The organism is Wolbachia endosymbiont (group A) of Volucella inflata (assembly GCF_947250665.1).
GTDB classification, from domain to species: domain Bacteria; phylum Pseudomonadota; class Alphaproteobacteria; order Rickettsiales; family Anaplasmataceae; genus Wolbachia; species Wolbachia pipientis.
In genome coordinates, this window is sequence record NZ_OX366338.1 from 812636 (window position 1) to 837386 (window position 24751).

20 protein-coding genes and 4 pseudogenes are annotated in these 24751 nt (G+C 35.9%); 7 read left to right on the forward strand and 17 right to left on the reverse strand.

The annotated features are described in order from the left end of the window. Positions 1 to 748: 748 nt before the first annotated feature. The 3 genes from pyrF to OOK85_RS04075 are packed head-to-tail and all read right to left on the reverse strand — an operon-like array spanning position 749 to position 2920. Complete coding sequence (gene pyrF, locus OOK85_RS04065; RefSeq protein ID WP_264702255.1) at positions 749 to 1417, reverse strand: orotidine-5'-phosphate decarboxylase; 669 nt, start codon at positions 1415 to 1417, stop codon at positions 749 to 751. A gap of 13 nt (positions 1418 to 1430) precedes the next feature. Next, positions 1431 to 2180, reverse strand: a complete 750-nt coding sequence (locus tag OOK85_RS04070) for a coiled-coil domain-containing protein (RefSeq protein WP_264702257.1) — start codon at positions 2178 to 2180, stop codon at positions 1431 to 1433. Next, entirely contained in the window at positions 2168 to 2920 is a 753-nt protein-coding gene (locus OOK85_RS04075; RefSeq protein WP_264702259.1) for an IS5 family transposase, read from the reverse strand. Before OOK85_RS04075 ends, OOK85_RS04070 begins: the two co-directional genes overlap by 13 nt. A gap of 621 nt (positions 2921 to 3541) precedes the next feature. On the opposite strand from OOK85_RS04075, the gene odhB reads away from it, so the two are divergent. The 4 genes from odhB (at position 3542) to murB (ending at position 7964) form a co-directional block, all read left to right on the forward strand. Next, positions 3542 to 4714, forward strand: a complete 1173-nt coding sequence (odhB, locus tag OOK85_RS04080; protein WP_264702261.1) for a 2-oxoglutarate dehydrogenase complex dihydrolipoyllysine-residue succinyltransferase — start codon at positions 3542 to 3544, stop codon at positions 4712 to 4714. A gap of 237 nt (positions 4715 to 4951) precedes the next feature. Then, complete coding sequence (locus OOK85_RS04085; RefSeq protein ID WP_264702263.1) at positions 4952 to 5704, forward strand: IS5 family transposase; 753 nt, start codon at positions 4952 to 4954, stop codon at positions 5702 to 5704. 503 nt (positions 5705 to 6207) lie between these two features. Next, on the forward strand, positions 6208 to 7086 hold the full coding sequence (gene hemC / locus OOK85_RS04090) for a hydroxymethylbilane synthase (protein WP_264702265.1): 879 nt from the start codon (positions 6208 to 6210) through the stop codon (positions 7084 to 7086). Next, a complete protein-coding gene (gene murB / locus OOK85_RS04095) occupies positions 7077 to 7964 on the forward strand; it encodes a UDP-N-acetylmuramate dehydrogenase (protein ID WP_264702267.1) in 888 nt (295 codons plus the stop codon). The genes hemC and murB overlap by 10 nt, the downstream gene beginning before the upstream one ends. A 487-nt stretch (positions 7965 to 8451) precedes the next feature. Here murB and OOK85_RS04100 read toward each other — a convergent pair whose 3' ends face one another. Continuing rightward, a complete protein-coding gene (locus tag OOK85_RS04100; RefSeq protein ID WP_264702269.1) occupies positions 8452 to 9468 on the reverse strand; it encodes an IS110 family RNA-guided transposase in 1017 nt (338 codons plus the stop codon). 288 nt (positions 9469 to 9756) lie between these two features. Beyond that, a complete protein-coding gene (locus OOK85_RS04105; RefSeq protein WP_264702189.1) occupies positions 9757 to 10707 on the reverse strand; it encodes an IS481 family transposase in 951 nt (316 codons plus the stop codon). A gap of 76 nt (positions 10708 to 10783) precedes the next feature. On the opposite strand from OOK85_RS04105, the gene OOK85_RS04110 reads away from it, so the two are divergent. Beyond that, the gene (locus OOK85_RS04110) at positions 10784 to 11053 is read left to right on the forward strand and encodes an ABC transporter permease subunit (protein WP_264702272.1); all 270 of its coding nucleotides are present in this window, start codon (positions 10784 to 10786) and stop codon (positions 11051 to 11053) included. Further along, complete coding sequence (locus OOK85_RS04115; protein WP_264702274.1) at positions 11037 to 11678, forward strand: amino acid ABC transporter ATP-binding protein; 642 nt, start codon at positions 11037 to 11039, stop codon at positions 11676 to 11678. The genes OOK85_RS04110 and OOK85_RS04115 overlap by 17 nt, the downstream gene beginning before the upstream one ends. A gap of 391 nt (positions 11679 to 12069) precedes the next feature. Here OOK85_RS04115 and OOK85_RS08005 read toward each other — a convergent pair. After that, a pseudogene (locus tag OOK85_RS08005) lies at positions 12070 to 12940 on the reverse strand (phage major capsid protein); the annotation flags it as partial. Between the two features lie 79 nt (positions 12941 to 13019). Between OOK85_RS08005 and OOK85_RS04130 the strand changes: the two are divergent. Continuing rightward, positions 13020 to 13772 carry an IS5 family transposase gene (locus OOK85_RS04130; RefSeq protein ID WP_264702164.1) on the forward strand — a complete coding sequence of 251 codons (753 nt, stop codon included), beginning with the start codon at positions 13020 to 13022 and terminating at the stop codon, positions 13770 to 13772. Between the two features lie 18 nt (positions 13773 to 13790). On the opposite strand, the pseudogene OOK85_RS07720 reads toward OOK85_RS04130, so the two are convergent. The 11 genes and pseudogenes from OOK85_RS07720 to OOK85_RS04175 all read right to left on the reverse strand — a co-directional run. Beyond that, positions 13791 to 13982, reverse strand: a pseudogene (locus OOK85_RS07720) (phage major capsid protein); the annotation flags it as partial. 9 nt (positions 13983 to 13991) lie between these two features. Continuing rightward, positions 13992 to 15329, reverse strand: coding sequence for an IS110 family RNA-guided transposase (locus tag OOK85_RS04135; protein ID WP_264704179.1), 1338 nt, complete (start codon positions 15327 to 15329; stop codon positions 13992 to 13994). A gap of 522 nt (positions 15330 to 15851) precedes the next feature. Next, positions 15852 to 16304, reverse strand: a pseudogene (locus tag OOK85_RS08010) (WD_0033/WD_0034 family tandem repeat-containing protein); the annotation flags it as partial. Positions 16305 to 16623: 319 nt separating this feature from the next. After that, the gene (locus OOK85_RS04140) at positions 16624 to 17919 is read right to left on the reverse strand and encodes a Na+/H+ antiporter NhaC family protein (RefSeq protein ID WP_264702280.1); all 1296 of its coding nucleotides are present in this window, start codon (positions 17917 to 17919) and stop codon (positions 16624 to 16626) included. A gap of 440 nt (positions 17920 to 18359) precedes the next feature. After that, a complete protein-coding gene (locus OOK85_RS04145; protein WP_264702282.1) occupies positions 18360 to 18542 on the reverse strand; it encodes a hypothetical protein in 183 nt (60 codons plus the stop codon). Beyond that, positions 18530 to 19282 (reverse strand): IS5 family transposase, encoded by a 753-nt coding sequence (locus OOK85_RS04150; protein WP_264702164.1) that lies wholly within the window; start codon positions 19280 to 19282, stop codon positions 18530 to 18532. Before OOK85_RS04150 ends, OOK85_RS04145 begins: the two co-directional genes overlap by 13 nt. A gap of 487 nt (positions 19283 to 19769) precedes the next feature. Further along, complete coding sequence (locus tag OOK85_RS04155; protein WP_006279362.1) at positions 19770 to 20312, reverse strand: demethoxyubiquinone hydroxylase family protein; 543 nt, start codon at positions 20310 to 20312, stop codon at positions 19770 to 19772. Next, complete coding sequence (locus tag OOK85_RS04160; protein WP_065094847.1) at positions 20287 to 20808, reverse strand: disulfide bond formation protein B; 522 nt, start codon at positions 20806 to 20808, stop codon at positions 20287 to 20289. Before OOK85_RS04160 ends, OOK85_RS04155 begins: the two co-directional genes overlap by 26 nt. Continuing rightward, positions 20805 to 22130: a ribosome biogenesis GTPase Der gene (gene der, locus OOK85_RS04165; RefSeq protein WP_010963041.1), complete on the reverse strand. Its 1326-nt coding sequence runs from the start codon at positions 22128 to 22130 to the stop codon at positions 20805 to 20807. Before der ends, OOK85_RS04160 begins: the two co-directional genes overlap by 4 nt. 350 nt (positions 22131 to 22480) lie before the next feature. Continuing rightward, positions 22481 to 23624, reverse strand: a pseudogene (locus OOK85_RS04170) (IS4 family transposase). Positions 23625 to 23764: 140 nt separating this feature from the next. Continuing rightward, on the reverse strand, positions 23765 to 24748 hold the full coding sequence (locus OOK85_RS04175) for an ankyrin repeat domain-containing protein (RefSeq protein ID WP_264702287.1): 984 nt from the start codon (positions 24746 to 24748) through the stop codon (positions 23765 to 23767). Positions 24749 to 24751: the final 3 nt, after the last annotated feature.

Genomic DNA, 24751 nt, shown 5'->3' on the forward strand with positions numbered 1-24751 from the left:
TGCCTGAATTGTCGTAACGAACGATATGCGAAATAAGGTTGGTTAACGCATAGACCAAAAGGTACGGAGAAAGTGGATAATTAGAACTTGACTGGTCTGATTAAGATGTTTCCCATCTCCCGGCAAAAAGTTGGAACCTAAGTCTAACATGAAACAATTTCATGGAACGGAGTAACATTATAGATGCTCTTATTCTTTAAGCAGGGAGCCACCCGTATGCACCTATAATGAGGGATTGTCTAAGAAGCCAAGGCCTAAAGTAATGTTTAGGATATGCTGACGTGGACACTGTAATTTGGAAGGTAAAGTTGTGAGTAGTGGTTAATATGTTATGAGCCAACATTAAGTGTTAGGTATGAATGAATACGACTTCTCTAGTAATATAGAGAATGCTGTATTTAAGCTATAAAAACAAATTTACCAAGCTTTGAAATGTTAATTACATGGAGAAGTATGTATGACAAACACCAAGTTAGAGAGAAGCCGGATGTGGTGAAAGTCACAAGTCCGGTTTTGAAGTCGAGTGGGGAGAGGTGACTTTCTCCACTTAGATAACTGTGCTTGGCACTGAAATGGCATCGTTTTTTATCTGTTGAAAATGTAAATTGGAAAATAGCGTGGCACTTTGTGCCACACTTAGTACTGTAAGCTTAATCCAGTAATTAAATTAAGCGAGGTAAAATCAAAGGTAATAGCACTATATAACGTTTGTTTTTTTGTGTCAAGCACTTTTTTTTATCTACTTCAATTAGATAAGGGATTTCAGTATTAATTCTGCACTACTTGCAGTTTTTGTAATGGGCCTGCCAATGACGATATAATCAGCTCCTGAATTTATTGCTTCTCTTGGTGTTGCTGTCCTTTTTTGGTCGTCATGACCTGGATCTATACGAATTCCTGGAGTAATAATTTTCAAGTCTTCACCGCATTCTCGGCGCACTTCTTGAGCTTCCAATGCAGAACAGACTATTCCATGGAGTCCAATCTTTTTTGCAAGCTTTGCAAGCAAAATTACCTGTGATTTTACCTCTCTTGCTACTCCAAGCTCGTTTAAATCCTCATTGTTCATACTAGTTAGCACTGTCACTCCAATCAGCTTTATTTTTGTGCCTTGCACTACACTTAGCGCTTCTTCAAGCATTTTTGTTCCACCGCTGATGTGCAGAGTTAACATTTCAATGTTCAGAACTTTTATTACTTCAACTGTTTTAGCCACAGTGTTTGGAATGTCATGCAATTTCAGATCTAAAAAAATTGGTACATTGCATTTTGCAACTTCTTGCACTCCAGAGAGACCATGAGCAGCAAAAAATTCTAATCCCAGCTTTACCATGCCAACTTTACCACACAGAGCATTAGCTAGAGAAATAGCCTCATTTAAGTCTTGTGTATCCAGTGCACATATTATTGGGTTCATTATCTTGCATGATTTATTTTATAATAAGACTAATTGTTGTATTGTCAAGTTCTACATTCCGAAATTGACTGCGTTTACAACGTTCTGTCCACGGTAAATCTGGCAATTTGATCGGGGTGGATGAGCGACTGACAAATAATGATTCATATCCAAGATCTTCCAGCGAAGAAGAAGGCGTTTCGTCTGGCAAAAGCCGTGCAATTTCTCCTTGTAACGCAGACTTTAATATTTGAATCGTATCTAATATTGCTTTTCCATCATTATTTCTTATTGGTTCTTCTATATTGTCTGTTACGCATCTTATCAACAGTTGCGCAAAATTCACTTGTTTTTCTTTCTCTTTCAAAAAATCTTCTATTTGACTGTCTCGTTCTAAAAGTGAATTTCTTAAACTTTTTACTTCATTATTACAATCTTTTCTTATCCCATCTAACTCAAAAGATTGATTTTTAATTAAACCATTTGCTTCATCTAACTCTTCAAATTTCTCTTTTAATTCTTTAGATAAATTTTTCTTTTCTTTGTTGACCTCTTTAATTTTACATTGTAGCTTATCTAAGTTTGCATGCAGCCTTTCTTGTTCTTCACGTAATTCCTCTACTTCTTTAGAAAGTTTATTTTTTTCCTTATTCAATGCCTCTACTTTTTCACTAAGTTCATGTTTTTTCTCACGTAGTGCCTTTTGTACTTCACGTAACGTTTCTATTCTATCATTCAACCCCTTATTCTCTAGGCTCTGTGGACAAAATTTTAGAGAAGCCATACAAGAGCTCCAACAAAATTGAGAAAACCCATAAAAACCTCAGCAGTTTTATCAAATCTGGAAAAAATGCGCCTAAAATTTTTAATTTTACCAAAAAAACACTCAATCAAATGACGTTCTTTGTAGATATGCTCATCGTAATACCTTTGCACTTTTCGATTCCGTTTTGGCGGAATAACTACTGTACATCCCTTGTCTTCAAGACTTGTAACAAAGGCATTGCTATCGTAGCCCTTGTCAGCTACTACAGTAGAGTTATAGATACTTTCGGTCAACACTTGTGCCTGCGTAATTTCATTTCTTTGACCAGGAGTCAGAGTAAATTTAAGTGGATTTCCAAGTGCATCGACAAGCGCATGTATTTTAGTTGTAAAGCCACCTTTGCTCCTCCCTAAAGCTTCTTGATCCTTGGAGTTTTTTGTATATCCAGATGAACATGGATGGGCTCGGATGATCGTACCGTCGATTATAGCAACTTCTAAATCAGGCTCTTGTTTAGTATATTCAAGCAATTTTTTCCAGACATCTCTTTCACACCATCTTTTAAATCGCTTATGTATACTCCTGTAATTACCATAAGTTTTTGGTAAAAGTCTCCATTGGCAACCACTTCGCACTATGTACCACACTGCCTCTATGAATATTCTTAAACGTTTTTCATCTTTGCTGTGCATTCCTTTTACGCTTTTTATGAACTCTAAAATTTGTTTCCAATTTTCCTCTTTGATGTAATATTGCATATGGTAGTTTCTCCATTTTTTACCTATTAGGCTAAACTACCATCTTTTTCTCTCTTTTCATATTTTTTGTCCACAGAGCCTAGTTATTTATATGTACTTCAAAATATTGGCGTTTTTTATTCTAAACGCTACGATTCAGCCGCTTTTAAATGCGACTAACCTAAATTATAAACGTTAAGAAATTTACTGAGTGGAAAAAAAGGCAAAGAAACCCCGTAGTAGCTAGCATTCAAATTCTCCCTTGTCAATTTGACGTTTTTTGCTGTCTTAAACGCTTTGTAAGCGCGTTTCAGCTTATATAGGTAAAAACCCAGAAATGTTGTGAAGACATACGGTGCACATAGTGCAAAAAATTAAAAATAAGACGCCAACTACGTTGTTTTTTTTGCTGTTTAATCTGCACAGATGAAGATAACTGAATACCTTCAGTACCATGATAGGGGGGCTGGCAAAGCTTGTCAAGGAATTTTTATGGCCTAGCGTCACGTGCTGGAATGACATTTGGGAATATGTTATCCGTTTGTCACTTCTAAATGATAAGAGCCTCAATGAATTTATTAGTTTATTACATGTCTCTTTTCATGTATAAATCTATAGAAAGTTTTATACGGAAGTTGTTTTATGAGCAAAATTATAGAAATCAGAGCACCAAAAACTCTTGGTGGTGAATCAGTTACAGAAGGTATAGTAAAAATAAAGAAGGGTATTGGAGAAGCAGTAAAAGTAGATGACTTGATCTTTGAAATTGAAACTGACAAAACAGCACTCGAATTAACTGCAGAAGCTTCAGGGCAAATAACTGAATTTCTTATAAAAGAAGATGATGTAATAAGTCCTGATCAATTGTTAGCGAAGCTTTCCGTGGGAGAAGTAAAAGAGGAAGCAAAAAAAGAAGATAAAAGCGAAAGTTCTGCCAAAAAAGATGCTCCGTCAGCTCGTAAAATTATGGAGGAAAATGCAATCAGCGCAGAAAGTGTCAAAGGAACTGGCACGGGAGATAGGATAACAAAAGCAGATGTAATAGGCCATATAAACAAAACAGAACAGCCTGCAATAAAACAATATGAATTGCCAAAAAGTGTAGTGAGTGGAGAGCGAAGAGAAGAACGAGCAAAAATGAGTAAAATAAGGCAAGTAATTGCCGCTCGTTTGAAAGCGTCGCAAAATACTGCTGCAATACTGACCACATTCAATGAAATCGACATGAAAAATGTCATGGATCTAAGAGCGAAATATAAGGACGCCTTTGAAAAAAAATATGGAATAAAACTTGGTTTTATGTCGTTTTTTATAAAGGCAGCGGTGCAAGCACTGAAAGAGATTCCTGAAATTAACGCTGAAATCTCAGGCGATGAAATCATATATAAACATTACTATGACATAGGTGTTGCTGTTGGCACTGACAAAGGCCTTGTTGTACCTGTTATTCGGAGTGCTGATCAGATGTCATTTGCAGAAATTGAGTTGACTTTGGTTGCTCTTGGCAAAAAAGCTCGCGAGGGTAAATTACAAGTATCAGAAATGGAAGGTGCAACATTTACCATCTCAAACGGCGGAGTATACGGTTCGCTCCTTTCTACTCCCATAATAAACCCTCCGCAATCTGGAATACTTGGAATGCATTCAATACAAAACAGGCCAGTTGCTGTTGGTAATGCAGTAGAAATCAGACCTATGATGTACATTGCTCTCTCTTACGATCACAGAATAGTTGATGGCAAAGGAGCAGTAACTTTCCTCGTTAAAATAAAAAATTATATAGAAGATCCAAGCAGATTAGTTTTGGAAGTGTAGCTCAAATGAGTTATTGTTAATCTAGTGTTGCTAAAAGCCTAAATATCATCTAGCTCTGCTAGCAGTTTAGCAACTTCCGGATGATCAGGGCCATAATGTTTCTTAAAGATGGATGAAGCCCGTGCAAACAACTCCTTTTGTTTCTTATGGTTACCTAGGCTCTGTGGACAAAAAATATGAAAAGAGAGAAAAAGATGGTAGTTTAGCCTAATAGGTAAAAAATGGAGAAACTACCATATGCAATATTACATCAAAGAGGAAAATTGGAAACAAATTTTAGAGTTCATAAAAAGCGTAAAAGGAATGCACAGCAAAAATGAAAAACGTTTAAGAATATTCATAGAGGCAGTGTGGTACATAGTGCGAAGTGGTTGCCAATGGAGACTTTTACCAAAAACTTATGGTAATTACAGGAGTATACATAAGCGATTTAAAAGATGGTGTGAAAGAGATGTCTGGAAAAAATTGCTTGAATATACTAAACAAGAGCCTGATTTAGAAGTTGCTATAATCGACGGTACGATCATCCGAGCCCATCCATGTTCATCTGGATATACAAAAAACTCCAAGGATCAAGAAGCTTTAGGGAGGAGCAAAGGTGGCTTTACAACTAAAATACATGCGCTTGTCGATGCACTTGGAAATCCACTTAAATTTACTCTGACTCCTGGTCAAAGAAATGAAATTACGCAGGCACAAGTGTTGACCGAAAGTATCTATAACTCTACTGTAGTAGCTGACAAGGGCTACGATAGCAATGCCTTTGTTACAAGTCTTGAAGACAAGGGATGTACAGTAGTTATTCCGCCAAAACGGAATCGAAAAGTGCAAAGGTATTACGATGAGCATATCTACAAAGAACGTCATTTGATTGAGTGTTTTTTTGGTAAAATTAAAAATTTTAGGCGCATTTTTTCCAGATTTGATAAAACTGCTGAGGTTTTTATGGGTTTTCTCAATTTTGTTGGAGCTCTTGTATGGCTTCTCTAAAATTTTGTCCACAGAGCCTAGTTAACCATGGGGCTTCTTTTGCCTTTTTTTTCATTTGGTAAATTTCTTAAATATTTATAGTTGCAATTTAAGAGCCCGTAAAGGGTATCATTCCAGTGCTCCTTTTTTTGTCATCCCAGTGCTTGACACTGGGATCCAGTTTTCCATATAATCTCATCGAAAACATTGTATTTTAACGTAAAACATCTATTTTTATGCTTACCAACTTAATAAAATTCCTGGATCCCAGTGTCTGGGCACTGGGATGACACCATTCTTTTTTCTGGATTCCAGACTGGAATGACACCGTCTTGGATGGAAACCAGTGTTTGGGCACTAGAATCCAGTAAGCTTATTTATGCATATAAAAGGTTATTATTTTGTAAAGTCAAAGTTGCTTTTGGTTTTAAGTTAAAGTACAATAAATGCAAAGGTTTATATAATGAATTAAACTGGATCCAAGTAGTCAGCTACTTGAATGACATCAGACAACAATCGTACACATGCTAGTCAAAATAGGTACCAGAGGAAGCAAGCTTGCAGTTGCCCAGGCTTTGGAAGCAAAACAAAAGTTGCTGGATTCTTTTCCTAACTTATCTATTGAAATTGTTAAAATAAAAACTTCTGGAGATAAGTATGCAAACGCAAATCTTGCTGAAATAGGAGGCAAAGGATTATTCATTAAAGAAATTGAGACTGAATTGCTCGAAAATAATATAGACATGGCAGTTCATTCGCTAAAAGATATGCCTGCGTTTTTCTCAGGGGGTTTAACAATTCCTTGTGTTTTAGAAAGGCTAAGTTCATGCGATGCGTTTATTTCTCATAAACACAATAGCCTTGAGTCTTTGCCACAGCAGGCTACTATTGCCACTTCTTCAATAAGAAGAAAAGTTCAGTTGTTAAATGTTAGACCAGATCTAAATATAATATCGCTACGTGGAAATGTAACAACCAGATTGCAAAATCAAAGTTTTGATGGAATAATTCTAGCTGAAGCAGGACTCATAAGATTAGAAAAACATCACTTGATTATAGAGGTATTGCCACCAAAAGTTATGTTAAGTGCAGTGGGGCAGGGGGCAGTTTGTATTCAATGTAGAAGGAATGATGTAAAAATTATCGATCTTTTAGAGAAAATTAATAATAATATGTCTTTTATAAGAGTGAAATCAGAGCGCAGTTTTATGAAAACAGTGAATGGTTCGTGTTTCACACCACTTGCAGCTTTGGCTGAATATGTGAGCGAAAATATGCTACATCTTCGTTGTATGTTAGCAAATGAAAAAGATATATACTTTACTGAGCGCACTTCATTTATAGAAGATGCGGAGAAAATGGGTATGGATGCAGGATTAGAGTTGAAATCAAAATGCTTATAAGCTTACCTAAAGTACGTGGAATCTATCGTTATGACGTCTTAATGTCTAAAGCGACGTGGTTAAACGTCGGTGGACGAGCTGATGTGTTATTTAAACCATGTGATATTGAAGATTTAACATACTTGATTAAAAATACTGAACTGCCAGTTAGCGTTATTGGTGCAACATCCAACATAATAGTACGAGATAGTGGCATTCGAGGAATAACAGTAAAATTAGGTAAGGAGTTTGCATATATTAAAAGTAAGGATAACAACTCTATTGTTGCAGGTGGTGCTGCGCTGCTCAGGAACCTTGCTTACTTTGCAGGAGAGCAACAAATTAGTGGACTCGAGTTTCTAGTTGGAGTTCCAGGAACAGTTGGTGGCGGAATAGAAATGAATGCAGGTGCGTATGGTAGTGACATCGCAAGCGTTGTACAATCCATAAAAGCAGTGAATCTAGAGGATGGAAACCTATATGAGTTCTCCAGCGAAGAAATGGGGTATTTTTACCGTGGACATAGCCTAAAAGGAAATTGGATTTTTGTTGAAGCTGAGTTTAAAGGAGTAAACTCAGAGTATGAGCTTATATTGCAAAGGTTAAAGGAAATTGTTGAGAGAAAAAATAAAAGCCAGCCAATAAGAGGAAAAACTGCTGGGTGCATATTCAAAAATCCAAAAAACTACCGAGCATGGGAGTTAATTGATAAATCTGGCTGCCTAGGGTTAAATATTGGTGGAGCTAGAATCTCTAAGAAACATTGTAACTTCTTGCTCAATTACGATAATGCAACTGCATCTGACTTGGAAAACCTTGGCAACAGAGTAAAAGATGCAGTGAAGGATAAATTTAATGTTGAACTTGAGTGGGAAATAAGGGTTTTGGGTAGCTATTAGATAGTTTTTATAGCTTCTGTATATTCGTTCAGGAGAACGGCAAATAAGGTAGACAAGTAATCTAAAAAAATAATCATAGAGAAAACGTGAGGTAATGTGGTTAATCTTGTAGAACTTTGCAAGAATCTAGAGAGAAAAATAGCAAAGTTATACCAATTCTCATTATTAGTGAATCAAATAAGCGACATTGCAGAGTTCTCTAATTGCACATGAGTCAACAATAATTTTTATACAAATCAAAATAGCATATTTCCTCCATAATCTTTAATAATTTTACATAGATTAAAGTAGCAAGCTTCCATGGTTCTCTCCGCGGTCTGATATGGCTAGTCTGTATTTTAGCCAAGCCGCATTATACTTGTTAGGAGGAAGTGGACGGCAACATGTTGTTTACGAAGTCTAAGCTTCACTCTATAATCTTGCTTATCCCTTCCATCGGCATTACTACCTTGAGTAAAATTATTGTTTCATGCTCCTCCTACATTTTCTAATAACAAAATTCTGTTTTATTGACTAACATTCTATGCATAATTACAGCTAATTTTCTTGCTACTGCTACAATTGCTTTTTTCATCCCTTTTTTCTTTGCAAGCTTCAATCCCCAGCTTCTCAACTTAAAATTTTTCCTACTGATTGTAAGTAAGACTTGTGCAGCTTCATATAACATACTTCTACATTCCATGGGACCCATTTTTGATATACTACCATGTCGGTCAACTTCTCCAGAAGCGTACTGTCTTGGGCTCAACCCCATATAAGCTCCAACTGTATAAGATGTTTCAAACCTATATGGATCATCTATTGCAGCTTTATATGTCATTGCTACTATAACACCAACTCCTGGGACCGTAGTTAATAATTTACAGTCCTCATCTTTTCTGCCTTGCTCTGAAAGTATTTTGTCAAGTTTTCTTATTGATTCTTCTATTGTTTTTAAGCTATGTAGTAATGCTTCAATTGAACTCCTACTGATTTCATCCACATTATTTATTGTCTCTTGTATTCTTAAAGCAAAAGTTTCAAATTTTGATCTTTTACCGAGCTTTATTCCATGTATCTTCAATAACCCTCTTATTGTTCCAACAATTTGCTGTTTGCTGCATATTAACTGCCTTCTACTTCCAAGTGCTACTTTAATTTGGCAAGATTCATCTGATTTTACTAACACTTCTTTGTATAGCCCAACTCTCATCATTTGTGCTATACCTCTTGCATCATTTTTGTCATTCTTATTGATCCTTGCAGATAATGCTGCTGCCATATCCCTTGCATCTACACAAACTACCGGTAATCCAAAACTCCTTAATTCTTTGCACATTGATATTGATAGCTGTCCACTTTCTATCCCTATCACTTCATATCTTTTGTCTTGGTCAAGCAGGCACTTAGCTATTGCGTCACTCTCGCTTGCAACAACTTCTTCTTTAACAATTTTTCCTTTCTCATCAACGATACTGATAAAAGTTTCTTTGAGTGAGACATCTAATCCGCTATAATATTTCATGAGACTACTCCTACTGTAAAAGTTTAAATTGTTTTTGAAGAACTTATTCTACTGAATTCGTTACTTCGTGCTAAAATAATGGAGTATGTCTCTCCATCATTCAACAGCAATTACAGTATGTTGTTTATTTTATGACTCCAACCATTGCAGGAATTAAATTAAACATATTTAGTGCTGGCATTATAGCATTTGGTCTAAATAGCTGTGCTTATATTGCTGAGATTTTACGAGCTGGTATTGAAACTATATCAAAAAACCAGTTTGAAGCAGCTAAAACTTTACAAATACCTAGGTGTATGGTCCCAGAGTGTGATGGTGTGGATTTAGTATAAATAATTCTGGAGACTGTGTCCACTGATAACATATAAATTCATAAGGAGTAAGACCCTTAAGAGTTTTGAGTCTCTTTGCATAATTATAAGCCATAACAAAGTTATAAAGGTGTTCTTTAAGTTGCTGGTGCGATTGATAGTAATACTTCTTAACTGTAGCATCCTTTAAAGTTTTATTCATACGCTCGACTTGCCCATTCGTCCAAGGATGGCTAACTTTTGTCAAACGATGTTCAATAACATTCTCTTCGCAAACTCTATCAAATATATGTTGGAAAGCATACTTATGACGCTTCTGGTTTGTAAATTGTATACCGTTATCTGTCAAAATAGTATGGATTTTATACGGTAAAATTCTAATCAAATTACGTAAGAACTCAGCAGCTATGGGTTTTGTAGCACTGTTACGCAACTCAACATAGGTAAATTTGGATGTCCTATCAATAGCAACAAACAAATGTAATTTGCCCTCCTCAGTTCTAACTTCAGCAATATCAATATGAAAGTAACCGATAGGATATTGTTTGAATTTCTTTTTTGACTTAACTTCTCCATCAACAGTTGGTAATCTGCTAATGTTGTGTCTTTGTAAACAACGATGCAAGCTAGAGCGAGTCAAATGCGGAATTGTAGACTGCAGAGCGTAAAGGCAATCATCTAGTGGCAGTAGTGTATACTTGCGAAATGTAACTATTATAGCTTCCTCTTCTAGCGTTAAAACAGTCGATCTTGGACGCTTTGGACCCATATCAGCATCTTTCGTAAATGAACGTTTTCTCCACTTAATAATAGTTTTTGGATTAAGGTTATAATGCTTGGAGAGTTTTGCTATGCTCTCTTTTCTATTTTGTATTGCTCTACGAATCGTCTGTGTTGTTTTGGCGCACCCATGTAATATTTGTCCCATAACTCCTCCTTTGATGGTATTTTTTTCTCATATTTTATCATACCATCACACTCTGGGACTGTACACCAGTTTCTATATGTGGAGAGATATTATATTACCACAAGTTATTAAAAATATTCTTCCTGCAATGATAAATGAGATCATTGCACTCCTTAAAGAAACGGCATTAATCTCTACTATTGGTGGTGTTGATATTATGCGCTCTGCGCAAATGCTTGCAGCAGAACAATTTACTTATTTTATACCACTTTGTCTTGCTGGGGCTTATTATTACGCTCTTGTATTACTAATTGAATATATAGGCAAAAAGATTGAACAGAAAGGTATATATGATAAAAATGCATAATATTTGTAAATTATTTAATAATGTTCCAGTACTTAATAATATTAACCTGATTATAGAACAATCTATAGTTGGTCTTGCTGGTCCTTCTGGTAGTGGTAAATCAACATTGTTACGTTGTATACAAAAACTCGAAGTTTTAGATTCTGGTAGCATTGAATGCAATGATAGTACTGGTTTTGTATTTCAGGATTTTCAACTTTTCCCACATATGACTGTCTGGGAAAATCTTACATATGCTCCCAAACTTAAAAACAAAACTCAGGATCAAAGTGATTCACTACTTGAGTCTTTGGGTATTGCCTCTAAAAAAAATGATTACCCTAGTAATCTATCCGGTGGGCAAAAACAGCGGGTTGCGCTTGTCAGAAGCTTAATGATGAATCCAAGGATTCTATTATGCGATGAGCCAACGTCTGGTTTAGATGTAGCAACAATAGTCGACGTTGTGGAACTACTACAATCAGTTAGAGATATGGGTATTACTATGATTATCGCTTCTCACAATTTGGATTTTTTAACAAAAATATCAGATCGGATTATTCTGTTAAAAAACGGAAAAATAATTGTAGATATCAATCCTAAAGAAATTGATGAACCAACAAACTATTTAAAAAATAATTATTAAAAGAGAATCACTCATATCATACTGAGAGCTATAACAGATCTTAGCATCGAAAATTACATAATATACATTATGGAAAATAAATTACATAATATAAGAAGCAACGCTAAAAATAAAATCACATAATATAGCAAACTATAGCTAACCCAAGAAAGGTTTTCCTACGTCATACCGCCGCGATATCTCAGCATAGATTCCGCTAACAAGTAGCGGAATGACGAATTTTTGTTTTTCAAACTGTCGGTAAATCTAAGTCAGTTTAGCTATATGTGTCAAGCACTGGAATGACATCGTCGTAACATTATACCGTATTACAATGTTCGTACAGTAAGCCATAGGATGGAGCTATACAAAAAGAAGTAAAACGGCTATAAAGATGATGCTGTGGAAGTTTTTAGTACTTGCTCGCAACTTTCAACAATTTAATAGCACTGGTGTTTACAACCTCTCCGCCAACACGCTTAGTGACAAAAAACCTCACATAAGGTTTATTCGTATAAGGGTCTCTTAATATTCTCATTCCTCTGTTATCTACAATCTTATAAGCTTGTTTGAAATCTGCCATCGCAATTACTGGTAGCTGATTGTTTGGCGCTGGTGGCATATCGGCAGATTGATATACTGGTATTCCCATTAAAGTATCTGGAGCTTCAAGCGACAGACTTGGCTGCCAGAGATACTGACCTGTTTGAGATTTTAGCAGCCTGATATCCTTCAACGTATCCTGTTCATCAAAAATGACGCATTTTTGGAATAATATTCGTCCAGAGAGTAATACAACATCATTATTGATCACTATCTAATTTTTCAGTTTTAACTTGCTCTATTTTATTATAACTGTTTCCATTTTCATAAGCTAAAATTTCTTTTGGTTGAAAAGTGCCCTCACCCTTAATGAAGGCTTCGCTTTCTTCCTTACTAAAAGTCTTGGCAATCTTTTCCACCAGCCAACTCTCAACATCGACAAACGCATCATCGAGTAACTTTTGTGATATTTGTGGTTGAGCATATAACTCGTAAGTTGTGACGGAAATCTTTTGGATTTTGGGCGTGTCCGTATCTTTTGCAAAATCATACTTAGACTTATTGCCACCGTCCTCATCATCTACTGTTTCACTGCTCCAACCTGCACCGGCGCGGTCAAAATCTTCTATAATGTAATCCAATGTTTCAGTAGAGATTCTTTGACTGGAGCATATTTGTCGCATTGGGGACGAGTCAGTTACGCGCTTGTTTATGCGTTTTACAATATGCGGAGTAACTAGGCTCTGTGGACAAAAAATATGAAAAGAGAGAAAAAGATGGTAGTTTAGCCTAATAGGTAAAAAATGGAGAAACTACCATATGCAATATTACATCAAAGAGGAAAATTGGAAACAAATTTTAGAGTTCATAAAAAGCGTAAAAGGAATGCACAGCAAAGATGAAAAACGTTTAAGAATATTCATAGAGGCAGTGTGGTACATAGTGCGAAGTGGTTGCCAATGGAGACTTTTACCAAAAACTTATGGTAATTACAGGAGTATACATAAGCGATTTAAAAGATGGTGTGAAAGAGATGTCTGGAAAAAATTGCTTGAATATACTAAACAAGAGCCTGATTTAGAAGTTGCTATAATCGACGGTACGATCATCCGAGGCCATCCATGTTCATCTGGATATACAAAAAACTCCAAGGATCAAGAAGCTTTAGGGAGGAGCAAAGGTGGCTTTACAACTAAAATACATGCGCTTGTCGATGCACTTGGAAATCCACTTAAATTTACTCTGACTCCTGGTCAAAGAAATGAAATTACGCAGGCACAAGTGTTGACCGAAAGTATCTATAACTCTACTGTAGTAGCTGACAAGGGCTACGATAGCAATGCCTTTGTTACAAGTCTTGAAGACAAGGGATGTACAGTAGTTATTCCGCCAAAACGGAATCGAAAAGTGCAAAGGTATTACGATGAGCATATCTACAAAGAACGTCATTTGATTGAGTGTTTTTTTGGTAAAATTAAAAATTTTAGGCGCATTTTTTCCAGATTTGATAAAACTGCTGAGGTTTTTATGGGTTTTCTCAATTTTGTTGGAGCTCTTGTATGGCTTCTCTAAAATTTTGTCCACAGAGCCTAGATACCCTCCGATATCACTGTCATCTCCACTGAGGGTTTTGTGTGATAAACCGCTTTCCATTCCCTTGCGGATATAATCAGAAAAATATTTATCGCTTGTGCTAAAATCTGTATTTACTTCTGGACGTTGAGCTGCAGTTTCGATCAAGTCTAAACGCTCTTTGCAGCTATCAATGGCATTATTTACCTCCTAAGAAACTCACTCAACTAACTCTTCTTGTTGAACTAATATGTAGCCAAATTCGCTCGCTTTTTTGATCAAATTTTTTACAGTTCTATCTTTATAGCGTGTTTCATAGTATTCCATTCCTTTTTCTACATATTCCTGTCCGTATTTGAGCATACTATAAAATATGCATGCCATTTTTCTTGCAGTAGCTGTTATTGCTTTTGGTGCTCCTAGTCGTTTTTTCAATCTTCTGTAGTATGCACCCAACGCACTTTTACTATTTCCTACAGAATGAGCAGCTATTCGCAAAGCATTTGCAGCACGGTTAATGACTTTACGTGTTCTTGTGTTAAACACTTTTTCCCCTGTAACTTTATTAGCAGGACTGAGTCCCAACCACGATGAAAAGTGCTTTTCTGTTGGCCATTTACTATGGTTTATACCAACTTCTGAAATTATGGTTTGTATACTTAATACATCAAATCCAGGAATTTTAGTGAAATCCATACCAGTTATTCGGTGCAGTTCCTCATACAAAGCAAAGCTTGGCTTACTTTTGCTATTTTTATTCTTTTGCTTACTTAGCTGTTTGCTTTCACAAGACTTTGTTTCAAACGTTTTATAATAGGCTTCAATATTTCTATCACATTCTGCTATTTTTTCTTGATAAATATTATATAGTTCAAATTCTTGCTTTAGCGTGAATAAGTGTTCCTCTCTATAGTCACCAGCTAACGCTTTTGCAATAGTAGACTGATCATTTTTCATTCGCACGTCCCTGAATTCTGCCAATTTTTCAGAATCTCTTTCGCCTTCAATTATAGCTTCAATGATTTTCATACCAGTTATCCCAGTAATATGACTAATAACCTTGTGTAATTGTATATTCATTTGAATTAATGCCTTCTGCATACGCAGAATATGTGTAGATGCACTTTCAGTGAGATTTTTGCGTTGCCGCACGTAACTGCGCAATACACACATCTGATTATCTGGCCTAAACGATCCATGAAGCAGTCCGTAGCTATGCAGTTGTTGGAGCCATTGGCAATCTTGAACGTCAGACTTCCTACCAGGTACATTCTTTACATGCCGTGCATTTACCAATCTTACCTCGAATTTGTATGACTCAAGTATTTGAAATAAAGGAATCCAATATACTCCTGTTGATTCCATAGCTACTGTTGTAACTTTACACTTTTTCAACCACTGTGCTAAGTTATGAAGGTCTTCAGTAAAGCAGCCAAATTTCTGAACGCGTTGTTCATCTCTTCCTTCAGGTACACACACATAGTGTACAGCTGAACCAATGTCTATTCCTGCTGCATTAGGATTCACTATTTCTAATTTACTTTTTGCTTTTTTCATGGTACCAACTATGACTGCTTGCGTTGTTAATGGTTTTTCTCTTTTATCTGTAGCATTATCATCAAAACGAGGTTTGGGAGATAGGTCATTGGAAGCATTTGACTCTTGTTCATCAGTCTTCACTGAAGTTTGCTGAACTTTTTCGCTGTTTTCACATATAGGCTGAAAACCTTCACTACTTTTATTGACATCTTCGCATAATCTGGTGTCAGTATCAATTACAGGTTTATGCTTCACATCAAAACTACATACTTCAGTTACCATTTCACATGCGTTAGCCGGTGTCTCGATATTACCGATTATAGAAGCAGTATCTTGAAGCACTTTTTCACTTTTAGCTGTAGTAGTTTTGGCCGTTACAACAGTGGGCTGCTGGGTTGCTCTCCTATTAACAAGTTCTCCGGAGAATTTTAAGATTTCTTCTACAGCTTCACTATTTTCACACGCTTCAGCATAGGTGAATGGGGTGTAAGTCATTTCCTTGCCATTTGAATGTTTTATAATTATTCTCTTTTTTAGAATATCTTTCAAAATACCATTTTCCTCAGAGACTTCTAACACTGCTCTCATAATGTCATTGTCTCTACGTGATATAGCATCTGTAAGTATTGTATGAGTTTCTTCCCGACCATCTGAATGTTTTGTGGTCATTTCTTCATTAAGAACTTCCTTTAATAGCTTTTGTTTTTTGACTTCTTCTAAAAGATCTTTTACAGCTTGATTATTTTTATGACTTATAGCATAATGTAGTAGTGATAATGTCTCCTCTCTATCCTGATACTTGTAAATTATTTTCGTCAAAAGAATTGTGCTTGCATTGTAGCTGGAATCTTTGAATATTCCATTTTTGAACTTTTCGGCAACACCTTCCCCTTCTTCTATTTTTCTTGCTAGTTTTTGTATATTCTTTCCATCTTTATTTGTTAACTCATATATATCACATACTAATTCACCAGTCAGTTTTGATGTTTCCATAGTGCTTGTTCCTCCTATTATAGATTTATTGATTTAGTTGTAGTAATTGAAATAGCAAACCGGTTAGGTTGCCTAGTTTGGTTCTTTCTTTCAATCAAAGGTATTCTACTGTTTTAAATTCCCTGTAAAGATTTAGCTTATCTTTTACATCTAAACAGCATTAACACGATTTGGCTTTTTGTAGATGAGTAATTCTCTAGGGATTATCCTATTGAATTCTATGATATTATTTTTTGTAACATTGTTATACACGTCATGATAAGGGGGTTGGCGAAGGGTGTCAAGTAATTCCGTTCCTTATGGGTAAAAAAAGAGAACTCTAAGTTGCAGCCGCACAATGTTTCTCTTTTCTGCTGTTGATGATTATTTCGCCTATTGTAACTGCCGCTAGAATAAAGCAATAATATACCTGTGTTAATAAAGAAATAGGTGATACAGAGGCGATGCTACCTGCTAGCAATAGTTGGGAACCATAAGGTAAGATACCTTTTGTAGCACAAGCAAAAACATCCAATAAGTATGCGCTGCGATGTGGCGCAATACTGTGTTTTTGTGCAAGCCTTTTTGCAATGCCACCACTTAGTAAAATAGCAATGGTATTATTGGCAACTAAGGTAGTAAACATAGACGCAATTCCTGCTATCACAAATTCAGCTTTAGTTTTTGTGATATTGCTTTCATCGATGAGTTTATGCAACGCTTTTTGACCTTGCTTGTACATTATATGGCTCAATCCACCGATAAATAGAGCAAATATCACTATTTCGTTTACTTTTTTGAAACCGTCATACACGTCATGAGGAAATTGAATGATAGCATAGTCAAAAAAAGTTATTCCTAGCACACCAGCAATAATTATGTTTATAGTTATTGTTACTAAAGTGGCGACTTCAAGCAGCCCCATGATTATTAAAGAAATGTAAGGAATAATTTTTATTATAGAATAATAATCTAAATTTGATATAGAAATAATTTTTGTACTATTTGAGGCAACTGCTAGGTAGATGAGTGTTATAATGCTGGCAATAAGTGCAACTTTAGAGTTCATTTTAAGTTTATCTTTTGCTGAAGCTTCCTGTGAAGAAACAGATGCAATGGTGGTATCAGATATCATCGAAAGGTTATCGCCAAACACGGCACCACCTACTACAGTTGCAGTTCCTATTTCGAGACCAAAAGCTCCACTTTTTGCCAGATTAACAGCTATAGGTACCATCAGCGCAACAACTCCCATAGATGTGCCAATTGCAGTTGAAATAAAAGCAGAAGCCAAAAATACTCCAGGCAGCAGTAATCTTGCTGGAAGGAAATTAAGAATTAAATTAGCAACAGTGTCTGCGCTACCGATTGATTGAGTCACCGCAGAAAATGCTCCAGAAAATAAAAAAATTAAACACATAGTAAGGGGGTTTTTGTCACCCATGCCCTTGATAACAGTATCGATGTTATGCTGAATTTTATTTGTACCACGTGAGACAGCAAAAAATAGTGCTGGTAATAAGCAGATTACTGGTGAAACCTGATGAAGTGGATTATCAGTTCCGATAAAAGAAAAATAAGCACCACTTCCAAGATACAAGATTAAAAAAATAATCAAGGGGACAAAAGCTGTCATTTTACTGTACCTAAACTTATAACTATAACTAATTAAGTGGTTTTAAGCAAGTTTGGTTTTCACTAGTTCTACAGGAAGTCAATAGCAGAGTTTTAAACTTCATATTTAATCTACTAAATAAATAGCACATGTAGCTTATTGCTTGACAATAGGATCTAATTGTTGTCTAGATTCCAGCATCACGCGCACAACTGTACGAACATTTGTTTGCGAAGAAATGTTATAGCTGGTTTTGCCTCAAACATAAAGATGTCATCCGAGTAGCTGACTACTTGGATCCAGAAAATTTTGCTGCGAGTAAGCAAATTTGTTTGGTGAGCATAGAAAGTGGAATGTGTAAGCGCAGCCTCAACAAGGTGTCATCCAAGTAGCTGACTACTTGGATCCAGATTGGATACTGAGTTGGTGAGTATAAAAGTATAGCTAACGCGAGCTCTACGTCATACCGCCGCAGAATAATTAACCGTCATACCGCGATTCATTCGCAGTACCCCTTCGCGGTATCCCTTAGCCGCTAACAAGCAGCGGGATGACGAGCTTATCGTCATGCCACCGCGAACCGTCATACCGCGATTCATTCGCGGTATCTCTAGGCTCTGTGGACAAAATTTTAGAGAAGCCATACAAGAGCTCCAACAAAATTGAGAAAACCCATAAAAACCTCAGCAGTTTTATCAAATCTGGAAAAAATGCGCCTAAAATTTTTAATTTTACCAAAAAAACACTCAATCAAATGACGTTCTTTGTAGATATGCTCATCGTAATACCTTTGCACTTTTCGATTCCGTTTTGGCGGAATAACTACTGTACATCCCTTGTCTTCAAGACTTGTAACAAAGGCATTGCTATCGTAGCCCTTGTCAGCTACTACAGTAGAGTTATAGATACTTTCGGTCAACACTTGTGCCTGCGTAATTTCATTTCTTTGACCAGGAGTCAGAGTAAATTTAAGTGGATTTCCAAGTGCATCGACAAGCGCATGTATTTTAGTTGTAAAGCCACCTTTGCTCCTCCCTAAAGCTTCTTGATCCTTGGAGTTTTTTGTATATCCAGATGAACATGGATGGCCTCGGATGATCGTACCGTCGATTATAGCAACTTCTAAATCAGGCTCTTGTTTAGTATATTCAAGCAATTTTTTCCAGACATCTCTTTCACACCATCTTTTAAATCGCTTATGTATACTCCTGTAATTACCATAAGTTTTTGGTAAAAGTCTCCATTGGCAACCACTTCGCACTATGTACCACACTGCCTCTATGAATATTCTTAAACGTTTTTCATCTTTGCTGTGCATTCCTTTTACGCTTTTTATGAACTCTAAAATTTGTTTCCAATTTTCCTCTTTGATGTAATATTGCATATGGTAGTTTCTCCATTTTTTACCTATTAGGCTAAACTACCATCTTTTTCTCTCTTTTCATATTTTTTGTCCACAGAGCCTAGTAATATAGAGAATGCTGTATTTAAGCTATAAAAACAAATTTACCAAGCTTTGAAATGTTAATTACATGGAGAAGTATGTATGACAAACACCAAGTTAGAGAGAAGCCGGATGTGGTGAAAGTCACAAGTCCGGTTTTGAAGTCGAGTGGGGAGAGGTGACTTTCTCCACTTAGATAACTGAACCTGTGGCAGGTATTACATAAGAGCATTTCCCTCTTCTAAATTAAAACGCACTTTTGCCTCCTTTGCAGTCTATACTTTAGATGTATTTAATTTACAAATACTAATTATTTATTAATAATGGTGATATGTAAATATAGTTATAAAATAATTGTTACACTTGAATTCCTTCCTGGTTTCTGTTGTTATCAGAACATTTAAAACACTTTAAGAAAGCTGCTTAGTTAAATTAACTTAGACAAGTAAATAGCAGTTTTGCAGCCTGTTTTTATGAATGATGATAAAATGTTGTAGCCAAATGCGCTTTCAGCATTGTGCTGAATTGCAATATCTTTGTGCTCTAACTCCTCGTCGCGAAATTTACTTATAGTTTCTCTTAATTCCCCATCTTCTAAATGTGAAACTTGCTCTTTGTAGTGCTCCCCGATAACTTCTTCAACTGCAGCAGTGCAAGCCATAGCAGCTTTTTTGCCCATAATGGCAGTTGCAACGCCAAGCGACACTCCTAAAACACGCCAAACAGGCAACAAAACAGTAGGACGAACTTTTTGCTCTTTGATTTTCTCATTAAAATAGTGAAAATGCTTTTTTTCCTGCTCTTCCATTTCAATTATTTCATTGATTATAGAAGATTTCTTAAGAATAAATTTTTGACCAGAATAAATGCAAATAGCTCCATATTCTCCAGCGTGATCTACTCTAATTGCCTGTTGCAAGAACTGATTGTTGCTGTACCTTAAATTATTTAGATTTCTTTCTTTCTCCACAATACACCTTACCTGATACGAACAGAGCTACTATGAGATAAATTAGATTCCATGTTGCTAAGGAAACACCTAGAACGTAATGAGGTCTGTCACAAGATGGAGAGTAATTAGGATTTAGTAGATTATTTCTGAGCTCTTCTATACTAACGTTACCACTTGCTTGCTCTGTACAACCTAAAACATCATGAAATAAGTGGAGTTCAAGACCTACATGATAAAAAGATATTACTGCACCTATGAGGTAGCTGCAAAACATTGCATAGATTAGAATTTTGTTGTCTTTAAGCATGCACGCTACTGCAAGTAATCCGGCGATATAGTAAACTATTCGCTCGTATGTACATAACTTGCATGGCAGCATGTTGAAAAAATATTCTAGCACATATGCAAAAATTAGAGCAGCGGCACTCGACAGCAGAAAGATTGCAGGAATTCTGGAATTATTACACATAACTTTAAGTAAATTATCCCTGAAAGTATAAAGCAGAGTATTCATTTTACATAGGGATTTTTATTTTTTTTCAAAAGCAATCTAACTGGCACACCGTCTGCAAAGAAATTTTTTCTGAGATCGTTAATTAAATAGCGTTTGTAACTTTCATCAACACTTTCAGGTATGTTACATATCAAAGAAAAAGCTGGAGGTTTAGTACCAATTTGAGCGATATACTTCATTTTAACTGCTTTGCCTTTTACAAGAGGGTGAGAATGTTTTCCTACAGCATCTATGAGCCACTTATTCAGTTTTGCAGTGCTGATCTTCTTGTTCAAGGATTCACTCACTTCAAGACACTTATCTATCACATCACCGCAGCGCATGCCTTTTAACGCAGAAATTGTTATAGTTGGCACTTCCAAGAATAACCTGGTTACTTCCTGTTGTTTGACAAATTTTATTAACCTGCTTCTGTCATCCTTACCTATTAAATCCCACTTATTTAAAACAACAATAATCCCTTTCCCTCCCTTAATTGCAGCTTCACCAATTGATAAATCCTGCTGCTCAATACCAACTAGGGAGTCTAGCATTAAAACTACCACATGAGAGCGCTTGATTGATTCCATGCTTTTCTCAACAAATCTTGATTCTAAGCCATCTACAACATTCGCCTTTCTGCGGATTCCGGCAGTGTCAATTAGAGTAATTAACTCTCCATCATGATCATATGTAATATCCACAGAATCACGTGTGGTACCTGGCTCTGAACTTGTTATTAGTCTGTTTTCTGCAAGTAAACCATTTAAAAAAGTTGATTTTCCAACATTCGGACGGCCGATGATCGCGATCCTCAGCCTACTCAGTTCATTGTTAGGTAACTCAGTGTTCTCGTTAAAATTTTCAATAACACCAGCTAATGCATCATAAAGATCAACCATGCCAAGATTATGCTCGGCAGAGATATACACCGGGCCAAGAAAATCAAAAAACTGCAAATAATCAACATTTTCGGATTTATGACTCTCGCATTTATTTGCTACTAGTATTACAGGTTTATTTATTTTTCTCTTCAGCCACTTTGCAAACTCTTCATTTCGCTCATTTTGCACTTTTGCATCAACAAGAAAGAAAATTATGTTTGAATTGGATAAAGAAAATTCGATTTGTTCAATAACTTGTAGTGAAAAATTAGTTTGGTCGTTCCATCCTCCTGTATCTATAACTTTAAACTCCAAATCGCTAATTCTCCCCATTCCTTCTCGCCTATCCCTTGTCACTCCTGGAATGTTACTCACTACTGCTGCTTTTCTTCCTACTAATCTGTTGAATAGGGTCGATTTTCCAGCATTTGGTAGGCCTACTATGGCGATTTTTAGCATAATTCAAGGGCATGTTCTATATGAAGTAAATTATAACCGAAACTTTTCAATTTAACTATTGACTTCGTAGATTATATAAGCATACTACAGTTAGAATTTTTTATTTCGTTATGTAAAATATGGGGTAGTTATGCTAGTGTCAGAGCAAATAGAGAGTGTAGATAGAGAAGAATTAAAGCAACAAAATCATATACATAAAGATACAGAGTGTTCGGAAGAGACGACAATATATGGGCATATTAATCAACATACGGAAAAAAACATCTCAAATACATTTGCATGAAATATATGATGCTCTTATGTCATATAACGAATCGGAACAGTCAATGACGTCAACTTAAGAACTTTCATTAGCAAACTCTCCTAAAGACATGATGGCGTTTAGGCTTATCTACTTTATTGCGGCTGTCCCGGTCGGATTTTAACTTTAGCGCGTATACTTAAAAAGGGCTTGAAAGTTTTTTGGCGCAATAAGTACCTGATAGAGTTTCTGCCTCATTACACCAAATAAAACTGAAAAATTTAAACGATACTCAGTAATTTGATCTGGGTTCCAAGGCCCTTGTGCATCACACATATGAAGCGATAATATATTGCACATGACCAAGTTTGCCCAAAATTCTTGTAATACAGCCTCTCCAGAAAAATTCTCTAACTCTGCTCCTACTTTGAGTCGTTTATAGCACTCCTCTATGTGCCACCTTAACACATAAGCTTTGCTCCAAAGTCTCGGTCAAAAACTCTGTTTCTCAGTTGGCTAATGTCAGCACTATAACTCTTACTTTCTGTCCTTTCATTTTATTTTTTAGCTTTTCATTTTCTAATATAAAATCAAAATCTAATTCGCCAGCGTTCCCATAGCTTACTATAATTTCTTTTTTGCAAGCGAAAAATAAAATCTACTTCCAAATCATAATGCTGCTGAATGAATTTTACTGAAGACGATCATAGATAAATAATTTGATTTAATAAACGCATTTGAGTGATAACTTCGGGTAATTGCTCTGCCGCCAACGTTTGTTCACCTATATTCCAAGCTGCAAGACGAGCACTACAAATCAGCGAAGTACACAAATCAACAAACAAATTGCCAATGGCGGCATTGTGCCTGTTGTTCCATTTGGTTCAAACTCGGATACAATTTCCCCAGAGCTGGGTAATCTCATACCAGAACCATCTGCTGCAATAAGTCTATAGCCTCTCCAACTCAGGTTCATCCTGATAGGCTGTTTGGATGCTTAAATTCTTGAAAGCCTGTATGGCAAATCTTATACCTTGCTTTAGAAAAAGCTTGCTTTGAGGGTACATGTCAATGGCTCCATAAGTTCACATTCTATTCCCAAACTTTTTTTAACTAACTTTAAAATCATAGAAAATACTGTCGAAAAAGGAAGTTTTCTTGTTCGTGTAAAACTCAACACAATGGATTTTCTGAAAAGTTTTCGAGTATATTATATTTTTAATTTGTAGAATAAGGTTTTTTCCTTTTTGCATATTTCACCTAAAAAGGACACATTTTAGACTTCTTTGTTGAAATAAAACAGAAACAAAAGTGCTGTTCCTTGCACTCTTTGGATAATTTAATGATAAAAAATTTGGAGAGAAATTTTATACACTATCGCTGATATTTTTCCTTAAGTTGACGCTATTGCCTGAACGGATACTAAATTTTCATTCACAATGTTCATTAACTCAGGCGGTAATTGTTTAAATTCAAGTTTTCCGATTCTATCATACAAGCACTTTTTTCTCTCTCCTTCTGTAATTCTACTTTGAATTCGATCCTTAAGCAAATCAGCAAATATTGGAAACTCTTTGTAGCCATTTGATTGTAATTCTTGTAATTGGAGAATAATGCCTTCATTTCCCACATACGAAACTAACTTCACATCGTCTTTTTCTGTAAGAAAATCATTAATGGATATATTTCTATTGCGAATGTTACCAATAACATATGTGCTCATTTGTGTAGTTTCATCCTTACACTTATCCCAGTAACTTGATAACGCTGCATTACCGTTAAGAAAATTTGGTTTTTCAGCATTGAAGTTCTGTAATAATGTATATTCAATGATACATTTAGCTGTACCCGTATTGCGACCTCCTACAGCGATTTGCAGAGCAGTTCTTTCATCATCACCTTTAGCATTAACATTAGCACCATTTGCAATGAGAAGTTTTACTACTTCTACTTCTATTCTACTGAACATTGCAGTCAGGTGTAGAGGAGTATGTTTGTTACGATCTCCAGAATTAACATTAGCACCATTTGCTACTTCTATGTTACTGTATATCATAGCATAGTATATAGGAGTACGTTCGTCATCATCTCTAGCATTAATATCAGCATCATTTGCAATGAGAAGTTTTGCTACTTCTATTTCACCTTTCACTGCAGCCAAGTGTAGAGGAGCCTGTTTGCCACCATCTTTAACATTAGCATCATTTTCAATGAGAAGTTTTGCTATTTCTATATATCCTTCTCTCAAAGCGAAGCATAGATGAGTAGATACCCAATATCCATCGCTAACATCAGCTCCCTTTTCTAAAGCCTCTTTTACTCCATTTAAATCACCATTGCTAACTGCATCAAATAATTGTTCTGTTGCTCGATTCATAAC

What these genes read in the sequence shown, in the direction of transcription:
- OOK85_RS04105 (WP_264702189.1), bottom strand. Translation starts at nt 10,707, where the DNA reads ATGGGACAAATATTACATGGGTGCGCCAAAACAACACAGACGATTCGT.
- murB (WP_264702267.1), top strand. Translation starts at nt 7,077, where the DNA reads ATGCTTATAAGCTTACCTAAAGTACGTGGAATCTATCGTTATGACGTC.
- OOK85_RS04110 (WP_264702272.1), top strand. Translation starts at nt 10,784, where the DNA reads ATGTGGAGAGATATTATATTACCACAAGTTATTAAAAATATTCTTCCT.
- OOK85_RS04175 (WP_264702287.1), bottom strand. Translation starts at nt 24,748, where the DNA reads ATGAATCGAGCAACAGAACAATTATTTGATGCAGTTAGCAATGGTGAT.
- OOK85_RS04160 (WP_065094847.1), bottom strand. Translation starts at nt 20,808, where the DNA reads ATGAATACTCTGCTTTATACTTTCAGGGATAATTTACTTAAAGTTATG.
- OOK85_RS04135 (WP_264704179.1), bottom strand. Translation starts at nt 15,329, where the DNA reads ATGAAAAAAGCAAAAAGTAAATTAGAAATAGTGAATCCTAATGCAGCA.
- OOK85_RS04145 (WP_264702282.1), bottom strand. Translation starts at nt 18,542, where the DNA reads ATGGCTTCTCTAAAATTTTGTCCACAGAGCCTAGAGATACCGCGAATG.
- OOK85_RS04150 (WP_264702164.1), bottom strand. Translation starts at nt 19,282, where the DNA reads ATGCAATATTACATCAAAGAGGAAAATTGGAAACAAATTTTAGAGTTC.
- OOK85_RS04085 (WP_264702263.1), top strand. Translation starts at nt 4,952, where the DNA reads ATGCAATATTACATCAAAGAGGAAAATTGGAAACAAATTTTAGAGTTC.
- OOK85_RS04100 (WP_264702269.1), bottom strand. Translation starts at nt 9,468, where the DNA reads ATGAAATATTATAGCGGATTAGATGTCTCACTCAAAGAAACTTTTATC.
- OOK85_RS04130 (WP_264702164.1), top strand. Translation starts at nt 13,020, where the DNA reads ATGCAATATTACATCAAAGAGGAAAATTGGAAACAAATTTTAGAGTTC.
- OOK85_RS04075 (WP_264702259.1), bottom strand. Translation starts at nt 2,920, where the DNA reads ATGCAATATTACATCAAAGAGGAAAATTGGAAACAAATTTTAGAGTTC.
- hemC (WP_264702265.1), top strand. Translation starts at nt 6,208, where the DNA reads ATGCTAGTCAAAATAGGTACCAGAGGAAGCAAGCTTGCAGTTGCCCAG.
- OOK85_RS04140 (WP_264702280.1), bottom strand. Translation starts at nt 17,919, where the DNA reads ATGACAGCTTTTGTCCCCTTGATTATTTTTTTAATCTTGTATCTTGGA.
- odhB (WP_264702261.1), top strand. Translation starts at nt 3,542, where the DNA reads ATGAGCAAAATTATAGAAATCAGAGCACCAAAAACTCTTGGTGGTGAA.
- pyrF (WP_264702255.1), bottom strand. Translation starts at nt 1,417, where the DNA reads ATGAACCCAATAATATGTGCACTGGATACACAAGACTTAAATGAGGCT.
- OOK85_RS04115 (WP_264702274.1), top strand. Translation starts at nt 11,037, where the DNA reads ATGATAAAAATGCATAATATTTGTAAATTATTTAATAATGTTCCAGTA.
- OOK85_RS04070 (WP_264702257.1), bottom strand. Translation starts at nt 2,180, where the DNA reads ATGGCTTCTCTAAAATTTTGTCCACAGAGCCTAGAGAATAAGGGGTTG.
- der (WP_010963041.1), bottom strand. Translation starts at nt 22,130, where the DNA reads ATGCTAAAAATCGCCATAGTAGGCCTACCAAATGCTGGAAAATCGACC.